Source organism: Stenomitos rutilans, from assembly GCF_059505485.1.
Genome location: NZ_JCACKR010000035.1, coordinates 13652 through 29309, shown reverse-complemented (window position 1 = coordinate 29309; position 15658 = coordinate 13652). Strand labels below are relative to the sequence as shown.

17 protein-coding genes are annotated in these 15658 nt (G+C 51.0%); 7 read left to right on the top strand and 10 right to left on the bottom strand.

What is annotated here, in order from left to right:
• The first annotated feature begins 129 nt into the window (after positions 1-129).
• Positions 130-597: a CBS domain-containing protein gene (locus AC5JLP_RS05755; RefSeq protein ID WP_496066961.1), complete on the top strand. Its 468-nt coding sequence runs from the start codon at positions 130-132 to the stop codon at positions 595-597.
• Between the two features lie 164 nt (positions 598-761).
• Positions 762-1421 carry a phycobilisome degradation protein NblB gene (gene nblB, locus AC5JLP_RS05750; RefSeq protein WP_496066960.1) on the top strand — a complete coding sequence of 220 codons (660 nt, stop codon included), beginning with the start codon at positions 762-764 and terminating at the stop codon, positions 1419-1421.
• 26 nt (positions 1422-1447) lie between these two features.
• On the opposite strand, the gene AC5JLP_RS05745 is transcribed toward nblB, so the two are convergent.
• Positions 1448-1651 carry a hypothetical protein gene (locus AC5JLP_RS05745; RefSeq protein WP_496066959.1) on the bottom strand — a complete coding sequence of 68 codons (204 nt, stop codon included), beginning with the start codon at positions 1649-1651 and terminating at the stop codon, positions 1448-1450.
• Between the two features lie 349 nt (positions 1652-2000).
• On the opposite strand from AC5JLP_RS05745, the gene gloB reads away from it, so the two are divergent.
• Positions 2001-2774 carry a hydroxyacylglutathione hydrolase gene (gene gloB, locus AC5JLP_RS05740; RefSeq protein WP_496066958.1) on the top strand — a complete coding sequence of 258 codons (774 nt, stop codon included), beginning with the start codon at positions 2001-2003 and terminating at the stop codon, positions 2772-2774.
• Positions 2775-2813: 39 nt separating this feature from the next.
• On the opposite strand, the gene AC5JLP_RS05735 is transcribed toward gloB, so the two are convergent.
• Positions 2814-2999: a hypothetical protein gene (locus AC5JLP_RS05735; protein ID WP_496066957.1), complete on the bottom strand. Its 186-nt coding sequence runs from the start codon at positions 2997-2999 to the stop codon at positions 2814-2816.
• Between the two features lie 262 nt (positions 3000-3261).
• Here AC5JLP_RS05735 and AC5JLP_RS05730 point away from each other — a divergent pair, with 262 nt between their 5' ends.
• Positions 3262-5976, top strand: a complete 2715-nt coding sequence (locus tag AC5JLP_RS05730; RefSeq protein WP_496066956.1) for an endonuclease MutS2 — start codon at positions 3262-3264, stop codon at positions 5974-5976.
• Between the two features lie 57 nt (positions 5977-6033).
• On the opposite strand, the gene thiL is transcribed toward AC5JLP_RS05730, so the two are convergent.
• The 5 genes from thiL to efp form a co-directional block, all read right to left on the bottom strand.
• On the bottom strand, positions 6034-7182 hold the full coding sequence (gene thiL, locus AC5JLP_RS05725) for a thiamine-phosphate kinase (protein ID WP_496066955.1): 1149 nt from the start codon (positions 7180-7182) through the stop codon (positions 6034-6036).
• Complete coding sequence (locus AC5JLP_RS05720) at positions 7152-8018, bottom strand: Rpn family recombination-promoting nuclease/putative transposase (protein WP_496066954.1); 867 nt, start codon at positions 8016-8018, stop codon at positions 7152-7154. Before AC5JLP_RS05720 ends, thiL begins: the two co-directional genes overlap by 31 nt.
• A 179-nt stretch (positions 8019-8197) precedes the next feature.
• Entirely contained in the window at positions 8198-8548 is a 351-nt protein-coding gene (locus tag AC5JLP_RS05715; RefSeq protein WP_496066953.1) for an ArsR/SmtB family transcription factor, read from the bottom strand.
• A 214-nt stretch (positions 8549-8762) separates the two neighbouring features.
• Complete coding sequence (accB, locus tag AC5JLP_RS05710) at positions 8763-9305, bottom strand: acetyl-CoA carboxylase biotin carboxyl carrier protein (RefSeq protein ID WP_496066952.1); 543 nt, start codon at positions 9303-9305, stop codon at positions 8763-8765.
• A 105-nt stretch (positions 9306-9410) separates the two neighbouring features.
• The gene (efp, locus tag AC5JLP_RS05705) at positions 9411-9971 is read right to left on the bottom strand and encodes an elongation factor P (protein ID WP_496066951.1); all 561 of its coding nucleotides are present in this window, start codon (positions 9969-9971) and stop codon (positions 9411-9413) included.
• A gap of 311 nt (positions 9972-10282) precedes the next feature.
• Between efp and AC5JLP_RS05700 the strand changes: the two genes are divergently transcribed.
• Positions 10283-11401: a peptidylprolyl isomerase gene (locus tag AC5JLP_RS05700; RefSeq protein ID WP_496066950.1), complete on the top strand. Its 1119-nt coding sequence runs from the start codon at positions 10283-10285 to the stop codon at positions 11399-11401.
• A gap of 25 nt (positions 11402-11426) precedes the next feature.
• Here the strand turns inward: AC5JLP_RS05700 and AC5JLP_RS05695 are convergent, their stop codons facing one another.
• Positions 11427-12320, bottom strand: a complete 894-nt coding sequence (locus tag AC5JLP_RS05695) for a LysR family transcriptional regulator (protein WP_496066949.1) — start codon at positions 12318-12320, stop codon at positions 11427-11429.
• Positions 12321-12442: 122 nt separating this feature from the next.
• Between AC5JLP_RS05695 and AC5JLP_RS05690 the strand changes: the two genes are divergently transcribed.
• Together AC5JLP_RS05690 and AC5JLP_RS05685 are read left to right on the top strand one after the other, a co-directional pair.
• Positions 12443-13423, top strand: a complete 981-nt coding sequence (locus AC5JLP_RS05690) for a quinone oxidoreductase family protein (RefSeq protein ID WP_496066948.1) — start codon at positions 12443-12445, stop codon at positions 13421-13423.
• Between the two features lie 143 nt (positions 13424-13566).
• Positions 13567-13881 (top strand): hypothetical protein, encoded by a 315-nt coding sequence (locus tag AC5JLP_RS05685; RefSeq protein WP_496066947.1) that lies wholly within the window; start codon positions 13567-13569, stop codon positions 13879-13881.
• A 170-nt stretch (positions 13882-14051) separates the two neighbouring features.
• Here the strand turns inward: AC5JLP_RS05685 and AC5JLP_RS05680 are convergent, their stop codons facing one another.
• On the bottom strand, positions 14052-14717 hold the full coding sequence (locus AC5JLP_RS05680) for a GerMN domain-containing protein (RefSeq protein ID WP_496066946.1): 666 nt from the start codon (positions 14715-14717) through the stop codon (positions 14052-14054).
• 148 nt (positions 14718-14865) lie between these two features.
• On the bottom strand, positions 14866-15657 hold the full coding sequence (locus tag AC5JLP_RS05675; RefSeq protein ID WP_496066945.1) for an LmeA family phospholipid-binding protein: 792 nt from the start codon (positions 15655-15657) through the stop codon (positions 14866-14868).
• Between the last annotated feature and the right edge of the window lies 1 nt (position 15658).

Sequence of the window (15658 nt, the reverse complement as noted above, 5' to 3'; positions counted from 1 at the left end):
GCTAGCAAATTCGTTAAAGAAAAACGAAGCTTGGAAAAAAGCCTCTGTAACATCCTATGAATCGGAGTCGGTTGCTCTGCACAGTTCCCTACAATGAATGCAGAGACGCTACAAGAGTACCAAACCAGTATGCCCAAGACTGTTGCAGATATTATGACCCGTGACCCGCTGACGGTAACGCCAGAGACGCCTCTTACAGAAGTGATTCGGACGATCGCCGAGAAAAAAATTAGTGGTTTGCCCGTGGTTGATGACGCAGGCAAGCTAGTGGGGGTCATTTCTGAAACTGACCTGATGTGGCGGGAAACCGGAGTCACGCCACCACCCTATATCATGCTTCTAGATAGCGTGATTTATCTGGAGAATCCCGGCCACTATGAACGCGAATTGCACAAAGCGCTGGGGCAAACCGTTAAGGACGTGATGAGTCAGAAGCCAATTACGGTCACCCCAGACAAACCTCTACGGGAAGCCGCTCAAACCCTCCATGAACACAAAATTCATCGCTTGCCTGTACTAGATGCCGATGAGCAAGTAGTTGGCATCCTTACGCGTGGCGACATCATTCGAGCAATGGCGGCCGAGCAGGACGGTTGAGGAGAAAGGTGGGAGGGGGATTAAGAGTTTTGAGTTCTCAACAGGCATCATTGATTAATGAAAGTAATCAGTGCATAGCAATAACGTGCTTAACAACTGTCAACAGCCCCCCTGCCCTCGCTGCCTCCTCACCCCTCACTTCAAGAACGACGAGATTATTAGCTATGAGCATCACACCTGAATCAGTTGGCGTGTTATTGAAGTCGTCAGATTTTGGCGATCGCCTGCGGGCCGTAAACCAAATCAGACAATTAGAACCCACGATCGGCTTTGGACTGATTCAGACTGCCATTCAAGACACCAACCCACGGGTACGGTATGCAGCCGTCAGCCAGTTGGCAACCTTGGGGCAGCAAGATTTGCCTCACGTGACCGCGATTCTGCGCGATCGACTGCGAGACGATGACCCAGACGTACAAGCTGCTGCTGCTGACTCAGTAGGCGCGCTTCAATTAACTGAGCTCTTTGATGACTTGCAACAGCTCTACCACACCAGTTCTGAATGGTTGGTTAAATTCAGTATTGTTGCCGCTTTAGGCGAATTAGGTGATAGACGAGCATTTGAGCTACTTGAAGAAGCCCTGAAATCGGATAATGAATTGCTGCAAACAGCGGCGATCGGATCCTTGGGTGAGTTGGGTGACGATCGCGCGATTCAATTGCTCATTCCTTTTGCTGCTAGCGCCGACTGGCAAACTCGCTACCGAGTCGTACAAGCACTTGCACATTTGAACGGGTCAACCGCTCGTTCAACCCTGGAAACTCTGGCGCAAGACGATATGGAACAGGTTGCTCAAGAAGCCCGTAACTACCTCAAACAGTAGCGCCACAGAGCCTTGAAAGCGTTTGCTCAGTCAATGAGCTTTAAGCGACCCGTTTGAATGTGGTCAAAAATACGATTGATCTTAGTGCGATCGCTGTCTGCTAACCGTTGCTCAGCCAACAAAATGGACGTGAGTTTGAGGTGCTCTTGACGGGACATTTCACCCACCGTAAGAATGCGATCGACCATCTGATGAAGCGCTGAATTCGGGTTACTCTGAAGACTCCGCATGATGCTCACCTGCTTACATTATTTGATTACCTGATAATTGATTGTTCCCCTCACTCCTCACCTTCTAGCAAGGGTTGAATATCGACTGTGCAAGGATAGAGGCACACATGATGAAGAATCGGTGAAGCTTTGGGCAGAAGGCAGAGGGCAGAGAGGGTAGGGTTTTGAGTTCTAAGTTTTGAGCTTTGAGTTGAGTTTTGCTCCTCATCGCCCCCCGGCTTCCCCTGCCCCCTCTGCTTCCTCTTCCCCCCTGCTTCCCCTGCTCCCCTTGCTTCCTCTGCTCCCCTTGCGCTTCATTCCCTAGAGCTTTGCTAAGGTAAACAAGTAGCAACTACTTAGACACCTGAGCATGCAAGTCCATCGGCTGCCAGCGCTATCAGATAACTACATTTTTCTCTTGCATGACCCAGCGCAAAACGTTGCAGCAGTGGTTGATCCGGCTGATGCAGTGCCTGTTCTGCATTGCTTGAAAACGTTGGGTGCCGAACTGGTCGCCATTTTGAACACACATCATCATGCTGATCATGTAGGGGGCAATACCAGTCTGTTGCAGCAGTTTCCTGATGCGGTTGTGTATGGCGGGGCTGAAGATCGAGGTCGGATTCCCGGACAGCAGGTGTTCTTGCAGGAGGGCGATCGCGTTTCGTTTGGCGATCACGAAGCTAAGGTGCTATTTGTTCCCGGTCACACCCGCGCTCACATTGCTTACTATTTTGCACCTGTAACTGCAAACGAAGCTGGTCATCTATTCTGCGGCGATACGCTCTTTTCTGGGGGTTGTGGCCGTTTGTTTGAAGGCACCCCTACACAGATGGTGCAGTCTCTTAACAAGCTGCGCACCTTGCCAGACAACACTTGCGTTTGGTGCGCTCACGAATACACGTTGAAGAATCTTGAGTTTGCCTTAACCGTAGACAGCGCCAATGCGGCATTGCAGCAGCGTTTTGCAGCGGTGAACGTTGCTCGCAGCCAGCATGAGGCAACCATACCGTCAAATTTGGGAGTAGAAAAACACACGAATCCATTTCTGCGCTGGGACAATGCAGGGATTCAAGCAGCCGTGCAAGCAGACAATGACATTCAAACCTTTGCCCGCTTGAGAGGCATGAAAGATCGGTTTTAGCTCAAGTGCTGGTTAAACACATGTCTACAGAACGTCGGGCTACTGTTGCGCTTGCGATAGCCGTTTTACTTGGCCCGATACCAGCGCACGTTGTAGCATTGTCAGTGCTGTGACATCATGCAAATTGCAATTGTCGCTAATGTGCTGGCAGAGAGTCTGCTCTGCCTCAGTCGTCAAATAACCACGACAAAGCGCTTTTTGTACCACCTGATTGATTAGACTCATCAGACACCCCTCTTGCTGAGCTTTATGAATCCAGTATGAAGTTCAGGCAGCGTGAGCAGTGTGACGTTCAAGGTGGTTGGCGTGTGATGTGTTGGAATTAGTCAGGTGACAAAGTCTTGGCAACTCTAGTGATGTATCAACAAGCGATCGGTGATGCAACTCACGTGCAGTACTCGATCGTCTGCTGGCTCTTTTAGCCGCAAGCGTGTTGCTCTGCTAGAGAACTCTCTAAAATGGAAGTAGAGTAAACTGTCGATGCAATTTGATCCAAGCTGAAACCCTTGAACTTTTGGAATGGCCGCGGCTTTGCCAGCACCTATCGACCTTTGCGGCAACGAAGCTAGGCGCGATCGCGGCTCAGCGGCTCCGTATGCCTGATACGCAAGCTGAAACGTTGACCTTATTGGCCCAAACACAAGAAATTTATGCGTTAGAAAGCCGTCTCAGCACTGGCCTAAAGTTTGACGGCATTACAGATATTGGTGAATCGCTAGAACGGGCAGAGCGCCGTGGCTTGCTGTCTGGCGAAGAACTGCTGGCGATCGCCACTACACTAGCTGGAATGCGTCAGCTCAGGCGTGTCATCGACAGTCAGCCAGATCTAATAGTGCTGAACGCGCTCATTGAAGATCTGCGTACCTACCCTGAACTGGAGCAAGAGATTCACCGTTGCATTGACGAGCGTGGTCAGGTTGCCGATCGAGCTACGCCCAAACTGGCTGGCATTCGGGAACAGCAGAAACACCTGCGCGATCGAGTCCATAGCATCCTGCAAAGCCTCCTACAGCGCAAAGCAAACGCCGTTCAAGAAAGCTTGATCACCCAGCGCGAAGGACGCTTCGTCATCCCAGTCAAGGCTCCGCAAAAAGACGCCATCCCCGGCATCGTTCACGATACCTCCATGAGCGGTGCAACGCTGTATGTTGAGCCGCAAGCCACCGTTAACCTCAACAACCAACTCCGCCAACTTCAGCGCCAGGAGCAAGTTGAAGAAGAGGCCATTCGGCAAGCGCTCACCGATCAAGTTGCTGCCGTAAAGCCTGATTTAGAACGGCTGTTGGCGATCGCCATTATCCTTGACCTCGCTACTGCCCGCGCCCGCTACAGTTTGTGGCTAGAAGCCAACCCGCCCCGCTTCATCGCGCGAGTAAACGAGCACCCCACACCTCACAACTCACACCCCATACTCGAACCGATCGTCCTCCGCCATCTTCGTCATCCCCTCCTCCTCTGGCAACAGCAGCATGAGCAGGGGCGACCTGTCGTGCCGATCGATCTCGTCATCCAGCCTCATATCCGTGTCGTTGCCATTACTGGGCCAAACACAGGCGGCAAAACCGTCACACTCAAAACGCTTGGGCTTGTTGTCCTGATGGCAAAAGTCGGGTTATTTGTGCCCGCTCGTGAACCTGTCGAATTGCCCTGGTTCGATCAGGTGCTAGCAGACATCGGCGATGAGCAATCCTTGGAACAAAGCCTCTCTACCTTTTCGGGGCATATTCGGCGGATTAGTCGAATCTTGGAGGCATTAGGAGAGAGGAATGAGAAGGCAGGAGAGAGGGGTGAGGAGGTAGGAGAGGCAAAAGAAGCAAAAGAAGCAGGGGAAGCAGAGGGAGCAGGGGAAGTAGGAGAAGCGGAGGCAAAGGAAGCGGAGGAAGAAGAGGAAGAAGAGGAAGAAGGGGATGAGGTTTGGGTTTCAACTCAAAACTCAAAACTCAAAACTCAAAACTCCCTTACGCCCCACTCCCCACTCCCCACTCCCTACGCCCTGGTTCTCTTAGACGAAGTAGGCGCTGGCACCGATCCATCTGAAGGCAGCGCGTTGGCGATCGCGTTGCTCAAGCATCTTGCAGATCATGCAGGCTTGACCATTGCCACGACCCACTTTGGTGAACTGAAGGCGCTAAAGTACGAGGACGATCGGTTTGAAAATGCCTCCGTTGAGTTTGACGATGTGTCGCTATCGCCAACTTATCGCTTGCTGTGGGGTATTCCAGGACGATCAAATGCGCTGACGATCGCGCGTCGTTTGGGGTTAGATGCCAGCGTTGTGAAACAGGCACAGACCTACGTGGGCGGTGCGTCGGAAGATGTGAACCAGGTGATTGCAGGACTAGAAGCGCAACGTCGCCGTCAAGAAACCAAGTCTCAAGAGGCCGCCCAACTGCTGGAAAGTGCCGAACGTCTCCATCGGGAACTGTCTCGTAAAGCCGCATCCCTTAAAGAGCGGGAACAGTCTTTGCAACAGGCGCAGGAACAGGCCGTACAAGCTGCGATCGTCGAGGCAAAGAGTGAAATTGCGCAGGTGATTCGCCAACTCCAGCAAGGTCCTGTCTCAGCCCAAGCGGCACAGCAAGCAACCGACTCGCTGAATCAGCTTGCTGAGAATCGTCTACCCTCACGGCAACGCAAACCACCCAAACCGGGGTTTCGTCCACAGGTGGGCGATCGCATCCGCATTCCACGTCTGGGACAAACGGCTGAAGTCCTCACTGCGCCCAACGACGATGAAGAAATCACCGTTCGGTTTGGGTTGATGAAAATGACCGTGCCGATCGATGATGTGGAATCGTTGGATGGGGAGAAGGCGGTTAAGCAGCAGAAGGCAGAGGGCAGAGGGCAAGAAACAGAATTCAGGAGTCAGAATTCAGGAGTCAGGAGTCAGAATTCAGGAAACACGCAAAACGATCTAGCACCCCACACCCCACACCCCACACCCGATAGCCCCATCATCCGCACTGCTCGTAACACGATCGACATTCGCGGTAGTCGTGTAGCCGATGCCGAACCCTTGATCGAGCAAGCGATCGCAAAGGCTTATGAGAGCGGTGTTCTGTGGATTATCCACGGACATGGAACGGGTAAGCTGCGGCAAGGAGTTCACGACTTTTTACAGCACCATCCTCAGGTGGAACGCTATGAACTGGCAAGCCGTGCCGATGGTGGAGCAGGTGTAACGCTAGCTTACTTGCGTTAGTCGATGGATTTAAAGCGCGATCCGCCTGTAGTAACCATCGGTCTGGTCTATCCAAGCCTAACTGCTAAAGTGCTGAAACCCCTGCTCAAGCGTTAATCGCTCATCTGGCGCGTTCCCATTTGTGTCTACAAGCCAAACTTCTTGAGCAGTCGTAATAGTGCCCACGATCGCCGCGCTACCACCCAACTGTTCTACCAATAGCTGCGCCCATTCCAACGGTAAACAAAGCACCAGTTCAAAATCTTCGCCGCCATACAGTGCCCACTCCAGCGCTTGCTCGGTGCCCATCCATTTTGTTAAAGCTGGAGCAATGGGCATCTGGCTGCGCTCAATCCTGGCTCCTACACGACTGGCACGGCAGATTTGGATCACGGCATCAGCTAAGCCATCACTGCTGTCCATGCCTGCGATGTGGGTGAGGGGTGTGGGGTGTGGGGTGAGGGGTGCAGGAGTAAAGGTGAGCGTTGAGTACAGAGCAGCAATAGCTTGAATTCCTTCCTGTACTTCTTTTATCTTCTCTGCGTCTCCGCGTCTCTGCGGTTCTACACCTTGCCTTAATCTCCAAAGCAACTCCACCACATCCAACCGAGGGTTAGGGCGCTGGTGAGCTTGAATGAGCATAGCGCGATCATCCTCATTGAGCGATCGCCCACTTTCAGGATGTAGCAACAGTTCCAAGCCTGCTCTCGATGCACCATGAAAGCCTGTTACCACGATCACATCCCCTGGTTGAGCCGCAGAACGACGAATGATTCGATTTGGCTCAGCTTCCCCAAACGCGGTAATCGCGATCGTGATAACGGGCGACCGACATAAATCTCCCCCCACGATCGCTGACTTGTATTGGCTTAAGCACGCTGTCAGCCCCCGATACAGTCCTTCTACCCAGACCACTGGTACATTCTCAGGGAGACCCAGACCGACGGCGATGCCCAAGGGCGTTGCGCCCATTGCTGCCAAATCAGATAGGTTCGCAGCAGCGGCTCTCCAACCAGCATCTTCTGATGAAGTTGTTTGGTCACTAAAATGTACGCCATCTACCAAAATATCGGTCGTGACAATCAGCGATCGTCCTGGCTGCGTTATTAGCACAGCCGCATCATCGCCGATTAAGTCGGCCTGACAAAACGACTGCACGATTTTGAGCAAGCCTTGTTCACCGATTGCTTGAACAGTTAGAACAGGATCTTGTTTTGGCTCATCCATGCAAACGCTGACTCAATTAAGGTAGATGCCTTTGCAACCAGTCCACCAAATCCGTGCGTGCCGTAAACAAGCAAAGCTTCACCCAGGTCTTCCAGAAGCGCTAAGGGTAGGATTGCGATTTGCGCTTGCATTGCCTCATCAATCGTGCCAGACCGCCGCGTTAATTGACGCAGAATTAAGGTGACACCTTCTTCTTGCCGTCCTTCTTGAAGGATCTCCTGATAAATCACCGACTCCCGCATCATGCCTTCCCGAAATATCTGTTTCACCAGTGCTTTCTTAAAGCGTAGCCCTGCTAAGAGTTGCGTGTAAGCCGAAACCTGCTGCCGCTGCTGCGTCGATTCTATCTTACTGACTTGCTGAGCAACCTGATTAAGTAGTTGTTCTGGCGCTTTAGCTGCCGCTAGGGGTGCCAGTGGTAAAAGAGCAACATCGTTGAGGAGCAGTGCAGGATCTAACTGCCACATCTTAATGACGCTGTATTCATAGCGCGTTGCTTCCACCGCAAACGTTGTTTCGATCGCATCCCGCTCTGAGGGTGGCAGCAGCAACACGATCGCCTGAGTAATGGGCAAGCGGTAGAGGCGATACAGCCGCACCCAGTAGTCCAACATGCGTAGCGGTAGGGGCGGATCAGACTCCAACTTGACCTGAAATTCCAGATGCAAAAGGCGATCTTGGGTTTGCAGAAAGGTGACTGAATCGGCTCGAATGGGTTCAATGCTCAGTTCAGTTTTCAGCACCTTGACCACTGCTTGTGGCTCACCAAGAATCCATGCAGCAAAGCGAGCAGGATGCTGTTGCGATAGCAGTTTACAGAGGTTATCAAAGGGCATGAAGCCATCACTCAAACAAGGCTCTGGACGGCGTTGCTAAACTCAGTGTTTTTTGGCGTTGCCGAATTTAGGAATCTGCTAAGAAATAAAATCCCAAATTGAAGGGTGTAGGAGTGGATGGGTGGATGAACCGTGGGATATTATTTTCCGGCGAGTCCCTAAGCTCAGTGGTTGCTAGATTACCGTTTGCCAGCAAAGGTGAAGGCACGAAAGTGGAGGGCTTGTTGCTCGATGCGGTTGGCAAGGCGGTCACACACCAGATTACAAAGTTCAAAAATTAGGTCGTCTTCAACGCTGTAATATGCCAATGTGCCCTTGCTACGTCGATTGAGAATACCTGCCTGCATCATGACTTTCAAATGCTTTGAGACATTAGCTTGGCTGGTGTCAGTGGCTTCGACCAGATCTTGGACGCATTTCTCACCATCACGGAGGAGGTTGAGAATCCGCAGGCGCATAGGCTCGCCCAGAACGCTGAAATATTCAGCAACCTGTTGAACAACTTCTTGCGAAGGCTTTGCAGATTTCATGCAACTTTAATGTGAGGGTCATGATCCCCAGATTTTAGCCACTTGACTGCTGTATAGCAATAGAGTATTTGATGACAATTCAAAATTATCTAGAATTTCATCATTAACTCGGCAAATCTGGCAGTTAGATTAAGCAACTGCAATTATTTTAAGCAGTTTGTCTTTCTTTAGGAAGAGGGGTACGAACCAGAAAGCATAGACTTGCTCTGAACGGTTAATCTGGATTAAGGCGCAAGAGTAGTTGACCATACTCGATCGGTTCGCCGTTCTGTACTAAAATTTCGACGACTTCGCCTCCTACATCCGCTTCCAACTCATTCATGAGCTTCATCGCTTCGATAATGCAAACCGTTTGCCCTTTACGAATGCGATCGCCTACTTCAACGAACGGCGGTTCGTCGGGAGCCGCAGCACGGTAGAAGGTGCCAACCATCGGTGAATTAATCTCGATCAACCGACGGTCGGCTTTGCTCTCTCGTTTGATGTCGCTTGCAGTTGGCTGAGCCTGCGTTGAAGGGGGCATTTCAGCGCTGTGCCTAGCAGCAGACTCTCCACGAGTATCGCCTAATGCTTGCGGTAAGACAGCGTTTTCAGGCGTTTGGAGATATGCACGATCGTCAGCATAGAGCCGATCTTCAACACGAATGCCTCGACGCAGCGTTAGTTCAAAATCATCGCTTTTTAAGGTTAGCTCCGCGATGTCGGTCTGGTTGATTGCCGCCAGAAGTTCACGGAGTGCATTTATATCCAATGACACAGTTAATGTAGACCTCAAATGTAGGGTTAAGGGTAAGAAGAGCGGCTAGAGGATTCAGAGCTAAAGGCTAGAACGTGATTTCTCTTTATCCTTTAGCCTTCTGCTTTACTGCTCTCTACCCAAATAAGAATCATTACGAGTATCCACTTTGATGCGCTCTCCGATCGTGATGAAAAGCGGCACCATGACTTGAGCGCCCGTTTCGACGATCGCCGGTTTGGTGCCACCCGTTGCGGTATCCCCTTTCACACCTGGATCTGTCTGAGTCACCTCAAGTACGACAGAGTTGGGCAATTCCACCTCCATCACCTGCTCGCCCCAGCGCACCACATTCACTTCCATCCCTTCTTTGAGGTACTTCACGCGATCGCCAATCTGTTTCGCGTTCAGACGGGCTTCTTCATACGTCTCCATTTCCATAAAGACGAAGTCATCTCCATCCTTGTACGTGTGCTGCATGGTGTTTTTTTCCAGGGTTGCCTGGGGCACGGTTTCACCCGCCCGGAATGTACGCTCCATGACGTTTCCGGTTTGGACGTTTTTTAGCTTCGTTCGCACAAACGCAGACCCTTTACCGGGCTTGACGTGCAAAAACTCAACGACTCGCCAAACGGCTCCGTCTAGCTCGATGCTAACGCCCGGTCGAAAGTCATTACTAGAGATCATGAGTGTGTGTCGGGAGAAAAGGTTCGGCATCTCATTGTACCGCTCTGGGGATACCACGATGAAAAGGCGGCGGAAGAAGGGGGAAGGGATGAGGGATGAGAGATAAAGGATGAAAGTTTTAAGCGAGATCTCTGCGCCTCTACGGTTTCTTGTTCTCCTCTTACCCGCTGTTTTGGTAGTGCCCTCGATGTGGCAAGATGAATGAGGGCAACTTGCCTTGTGGCGTAGTTACTCGATCGTCTGCCGACTTGCCGTTGGGTTGGCAAAACGCCTCTAACTGTTCGCTAAATTTGAGCAATTCTTACTGAGACATGCAACTACAAGGCTTTGACCGCTTCAAAGATTGGCTAAAAACAGGCGCAATCCTGCTGCTGCTGCTGGTTTTTTCTGTAGGGTTGAGTGCTACGGCGGCGGCTAGCCCTACGACTATCATGCCTGCTGGTAATGCCATTACCGATGGAAAGGCGTTATTGCGCTACTCGTTGCCGATCGACAATACGCCTGTTCGAGAGCTGCAACGCAGCTTAGAAGATATTGCAACGCAACTGCGGGCCAATCGTCGGTGGGGCGCGATCGCAGGCGATGTTAAAAAAGCCAATTGGGTGTTGCGTGATCAAGAAGCGGCTCTGCTTGCCAGCGTTCCCGAAGCAAACAAAGCCGAAGCCGAAGCCTTGATTGCTCAAATCAAAGAAGGTCTGACACCGTTACAAACGGCAGTCGAAGCCAAAGATAAGGTACAAACGTCTGAACAGCGACTGGTCTTGCTCGACTTGGTTGGGCAGTTGGAAGAGAGCATGGTGGAGGGCTTTCCCTTTGAGGTGCCAGCCGCTTACAGCAATCTGCCTCAGCTTAAAGGTCGCGCGACGATCGAATTCACAACCAACAAAGGCAAGATCACGGCGATCGTGGATGGCTACAGCGCTCCAGTGACAGCCGGAAATTTTGTGGATTTAGTGAAGCGCGGTTTCTACAACAACTTACCCTTTACCCGCTCTGAAGAATCTTACGTGCTACAAATCGGTGATCCACCTGGAGAAGATGTCGGCTTCATCGATCCCAAAACGAAAAAGTATCGCGCCATCCCACTAGAGGTGCTGGTGCAAGGAGATACTGAACCGACTTACGAAATCACGCTAGAAGATGCAGGACGCTATAAAGATCAGCCTGTATTGCCCTTTTCGTCCTATGGCGCGCTGGCAATGGCACGTCCTGGTGAAGATCCAAACGGTGGTTCTTCTCAGTTCTTTTTCTTTCTCTTTGAGCCAGAGCTAACGCCAGCCGGACGCAACTTGCTGGACGGTCGCTACTCAGTGTTTGGCTACGTCATTGAAGGGAAAGACGTGCTAGAGCAATTGAGAGCCGGAGACAAGGTTGAGTCTGCGAAGGTTATCCAAGGGTTAGATCAGCTTGCAGAACCAGACGTTGCTTAAGTGGCAGGATAGGGATAGACAACAGCTACCTCAACATCTGGAGCGATCGAGTAGTCAGAAATTCAAGAAAAGCTTGTACGCGAGGTGAAAGATTCCGTCGATGGGTAAACACGGCTTGTACCATTCGGCTGGGTAGCTGCTCACCTTCAAGCAATACGCTTAAGCGTTTACTGCGAAGATCCGATTCAACTTGAAACCGCAAAACATAGATAATGCCAAGTCCAGCGAGTGCCGCTGAACGTAAAACATAGCCATTGTCTGAGTCGAAATTGCCTGAAACGGGTATTTCCTGTTCTGTTGCATTGGTCAGAAATCGCCAAGGTAGTGGATGACCACTACTAATAAAGCGCAAACAGTTGTGGTTGAGCAGTTCTTCTGGTGTGGTTGGCACACCATGAGCCTCTAGATAGGTCGGTGAAGCGCAAACAACATAGGGAATTTCGCCCAAGTGTTTACGGATCAAACTTGAGTCGTCTAGCGTGCCCATCCGAATGGCAACATCAATGCTTTCTTCTACCAGGTCTACAAAGCGATCGGTTAGCCGTAGATCAACCTGCAATTCAGGATACTGCTGAAGAAAGTCTGGAATCCACTGAGCCAGCATGAGATGACCAAAATCGTGTGGTGCCGACACGGTTAGTTTGCCTCGTGGTTGATCGCGCGACATGACACGATCGTTTGCCTCTTCAAGTTCGGCTAAAAGCTGTGCGATGCGTTCGTAGTAAGCTGTACCTTCGGCTGTTAGGCTCAGCGATCGTGTGGTTCGTTGCAGCAGTCGCACTCCTAGCTGATCTTCTAGTTTTGCCACTCGTTTGCTAATGGCGGATGGCGTAGTGTCGAGGATACGGGCAGCAGCACTGAAACTCCCTGCCTGTACACTCTGAACGAAGGCGATCAGTTCGGTCAAATGATTCAGCATTGTTATCAAAATGACTACATTTAAGAAACTCAGGCACAGATGTTTTGCTATATAGCCTGTTTCTCTTCTAACACGGAACAAGCTAACGTCAATTCAGTTCTCAGACAAAAGTAGAAACTGAAATGAAAGCAATTCAAATTGAAGCAGTCGGCGCACCAGAAGTATTGCAGTGGCAGGATATACCAGAACTCCCTGAACCTGCCGCAGGTCAAGCACGAGTCAAATTGTTTGCAGCAGGATTGAACTACATTGATGTGTACTTGCGGAGTGGAACCTATCTGCATAACTTTCCCCTACCGACCATTCCTGGTTTAGAAGGCGCAGGCTTTGTGGAAGCCATTGGGTCAGGCGTTGAAACCGTCAAACCGGGCGATCGCGTTGCTTACTACGGCGTATTAGGTTCCTATGCTGAGGCGATTAATGTGCCTGTCGATCGCTTGGTTCCCTTACCAAACGATATCAGCTTTGAGCAGGGCGCAGCGTTTCCACTGCAAGGCGTGACAGCACAGTATTTGCTCCACGATTACGTGGCATTAAAGCCTGGTACAAGCGTGTTGATTCATGCAGCAGCAGGTGGCTTGGGCTTGCTATGTGTGCAATGGGCAAAGCATTTGGGAGCGCAGGTGATCGGTACAGTTTCTACTGAAGCCAAAGCGCAAGCCGCTTATGCCGTTGGCGCTGATCACGTCATTCTGTACACTCAACAAGATTTTGTAGCAGAAACAAGACGATTCACAGAAGGTCGCGGAGTCGATCTAGTGCTGGATGGAGTGGGTAAAGCCACGTTTGCAGGCAGTTTACAAGTTGCCGCTACGGATGGAACGGTTGTCAGCTACGGTTGGTCAAGCGGACGACCTGATTTGATCGCGCCTACAGATTTGATTGGGCGATCTCGAAGAGTCGCTGGAGCAGATCTTGCCAACAAAGCCCCCACCCGTGAAATTCTACTCCAAAGGGCAAATGCAGTTCTGGAAGGGATTCAGGCAGGATGGTTGCAATTACAGATCGATCGAGTCTTGCCTTTGTCTAAGGCAGCAAAAGCGCATCAATTGCTAGAGAGCCGCGCATCCATTGGTAAGATCCTACTGAAAACTCATACATGAAGCTGGCACCTCAAGTTTAGGCTATTAGTCTACTTCAGCAGCGTCAGTACGCAAATCCCTTTCATCGAACCAGCCTTGATAAAGGGATTTGTAGTCACTGATAAGTTATAGCAGTACGCACTTAATCCCCTCACAATCAAGTCATGGCAATTTTTGAGTGGATCTTTTTAATTGGTTTTGGTGTGTTAGCTGGCAGTTCCATCACCAACATTTTGCAAAAGCAACAGCAGCAGTCTCGCTTAGAGCAAGCCTTCTATCATCTGCTGGAAGCTGAAAACGGCAACATTTCGCTTATTCAGCTTGCGGCGGCAGCACGGGTGAATGCGGCACTTGCCAAAAACTATCTCGATACTCAAGTGAAATTCTTTGGAGCAGTGCCCGAAGTGGACGACGATGGCGATGAGTTCTACCGCTTTCCCAAGTTGCGCCGCTGGAGTGAACCGGAAGAGTGGCAGTGAGGGGAGCTTTTAGCTTTCAGCGGTCAGCGGTCAGCTATGAGCTACAAACCACTCAGCCTGTCGCTACATACAGCAACGCCGCTGTATGTAGCGACGTTGAATGCAGATCTGTAGCTTACCAACATCAGCCTCCTCATTAAAGCTGAAAGCTGACGGCTGACCGCTTCTGCTCACAGCGGAAAATCCCGCTTAAAGCTTTCACGCGTGAGCGGCTGATCGAGCATCAAGCCTTCGCCGCCCAGCGTTTCCAGTGGTTGTCCTTCTACAGATACCCACACCTTTGCGTTTGGATTGAGGCTAGTAGCGGTGTAAAGCACTTGTCCTAATCTACCTGTCATGGAGGTGCTGCCGCCGCCCTGTGTGAAGTCTTTTGATAGATCGATATGAATACCGTCATCTTTGACTATGAGGCTGCGAAGTTTGGTCTCAGGAGGAATGGTGGTTGTGACCGTAGCGTTTTTAGGGCCTGCTAATAGTTCTTCAATCGCACCTGACAAAACGGCATTCGGGCTGCCGTTTGATTTAACGGTTGCAGGACTTGGGCTAAGGGCGATCGCGTTTCCCGACGTTTGTAGCCAGTAAACCTGAAGTGGCTTCGTTTGAGAGGCTGGAGCGGTAGTAGCAGGTGGTTGCGTCGTAGGAGGAGCAGACGTGATCGGGGGAGCCTTTTGCTGCTCTGGCGACCCCTGCCCCTGCTCGATTGCGCTGGGAGACGAGGTTTGATGTGACGATTGCCACCCCCACCAGGCAACCGCACTACCCGTTGCCAGCACTAAAGCGGATAGCCCTGCCATGATTCCAAGCGGGAGTTGACGACGCGATCGTTGGTCTTCCATAATCCATTCTCCTTACAAGTAACCAGGCCATTTGAGGGGCTTTTTCCAGTAACTACAGTCTACGCAGCGCCTTTTCGGAAACAGGGAATGTTTATCTAAAGTAAGGCGCTGAATTGAGTAAATTTTATCGATGAATCACATTTTGCACCTAACGTAACGAGTCTGGCGCTAGCTGAATGAATGCTGCAACGTTGATCTGCTGTTCCGTTACGTTTAATTGCAAGATTCTTGCCGTGATGCCAGACTTTTCTAGCTGCCGTAGGTCGAATTGATCGCTAATACCATTGGCGATCGGACGAATTACCTGTTCTGGTACCGCTTCATTATTAATAAGCACAGTGGGGTTAATGAGTCGTAGCTGTCGCCCGGATATCATTTCGAGACCTGACTCTGCCACGATTTTTAAGGTTGCAGGATCGGTGCCTTCTTGCAGTTCGGCTTGAAGTTGCAGTCGTTGGCTGGCAAGCAAGGTAATGCGAGGATTGAGCAAGCTGTAGCGTTGAGGTTGCTGTCTGGTGCTGTTTTGTCCTAGAGCGCCGACACCAAAAGCGGTGAGCCGCTTGAGAATAGTGGGCGATCGCAATGCCCGGTTTAGATCTGCCTGCGTGAGGACAAGTCGCACCCCGGATCGGAGCGGTTCTTTCAGTCGTGGTTTACCGCGTCGTAGGCGGCGAGCATCCAACTGAATGGGATCGGTTTCTAGTTCCAACGCTTCTAAGCGAATGTCGTCAGCAGGAAACAGCCCACGTCCCGCAATGCGCACACGATCGACCTTGCCCTGCACAAGCTGATAACTCGGTGCATTGTCAACGCGAACTTCCAGTTGTTCCACCGCTTTGAACTGTTTCCGAATCGCATCTTGAGCGACACGATCGACCACAAAGCCTGCTGGCGAAACCAGCGTGATCAGGCTAGAGAGAAAGATGGTTAGAAATTCCAAG

Coding starts and splice junctions, on each gene's coding strand:
- AC5JLP_RS05755 (WP_496066961.1), top strand. CDS start 130: ATGCCCAAGACTGTTGCAGATATTATGACCCGTGACCCGCTGACGGTA.
- nblB (WP_496066960.1), top strand. CDS start 762: ATGAGCATCACACCTGAATCAGTTGGCGTGTTATTGAAGTCGTCAGAT.
- AC5JLP_RS05745 (WP_496066959.1), bottom strand. CDS start 1,651: ATGCGGAGTCTTCAGAGTAACCCGAATTCAGCGCTTCATCAGATGGTC.
- gloB (WP_496066958.1), top strand. CDS start 2,001: ATGCAAGTCCATCGGCTGCCAGCGCTATCAGATAACTACATTTTTCTC.
- AC5JLP_RS05735 (WP_496066957.1), bottom strand. CDS start 2,999: ATGAGTCTAATCAATCAGGTGGTACAAAAAGCGCTTTGTCGTGGTTAT.
- thiL (WP_496066955.1), bottom strand. CDS start 7,182: ATGGATGAGCCAAAACAAGATCCTGTTCTAACTGTTCAAGCAATCGGT.
- AC5JLP_RS05720 (WP_496066954.1), bottom strand. CDS start 8,018: ATGCCCTTTGATAACCTCTGTAAACTGCTATCGCAACAGCATCCTGCT.
- AC5JLP_RS05715 (WP_496066953.1), bottom strand. CDS start 8,548: ATGAAATCTGCAAAGCCTTCGCAAGAAGTTGTTCAACAGGTTGCTGAA.
- efp (WP_496066951.1), bottom strand. CDS start 9,971: ATGATCTCTAGTAATGACTTTCGACCGGGCGTTAGCATCGAGCTAGAC.
- AC5JLP_RS05700 (WP_496066950.1), top strand. CDS start 10,283: ATGCAACTACAAGGCTTTGACCGCTTCAAAGATTGGCTAAAAACAGGC.
- AC5JLP_RS05695 (WP_496066949.1), bottom strand. CDS start 12,320: ATGCTGAATCATTTGACCGAACTGATCGCCTTCGTTCAGAGTGTACAG.
- AC5JLP_RS05690 (WP_496066948.1), top strand. CDS start 12,443: ATGAAAGCAATTCAAATTGAAGCAGTCGGCGCACCAGAAGTATTGCAG.
- AC5JLP_RS05685 (WP_496066947.1), top strand. CDS start 13,567: ATGGCAATTTTTGAGTGGATCTTTTTAATTGGTTTTGGTGTGTTAGCT.
- AC5JLP_RS05680 (WP_496066946.1), bottom strand. CDS start 14,717: ATGGAAGACCAACGATCGCGTCGTCAACTCCCGCTTGGAATCATGGCA.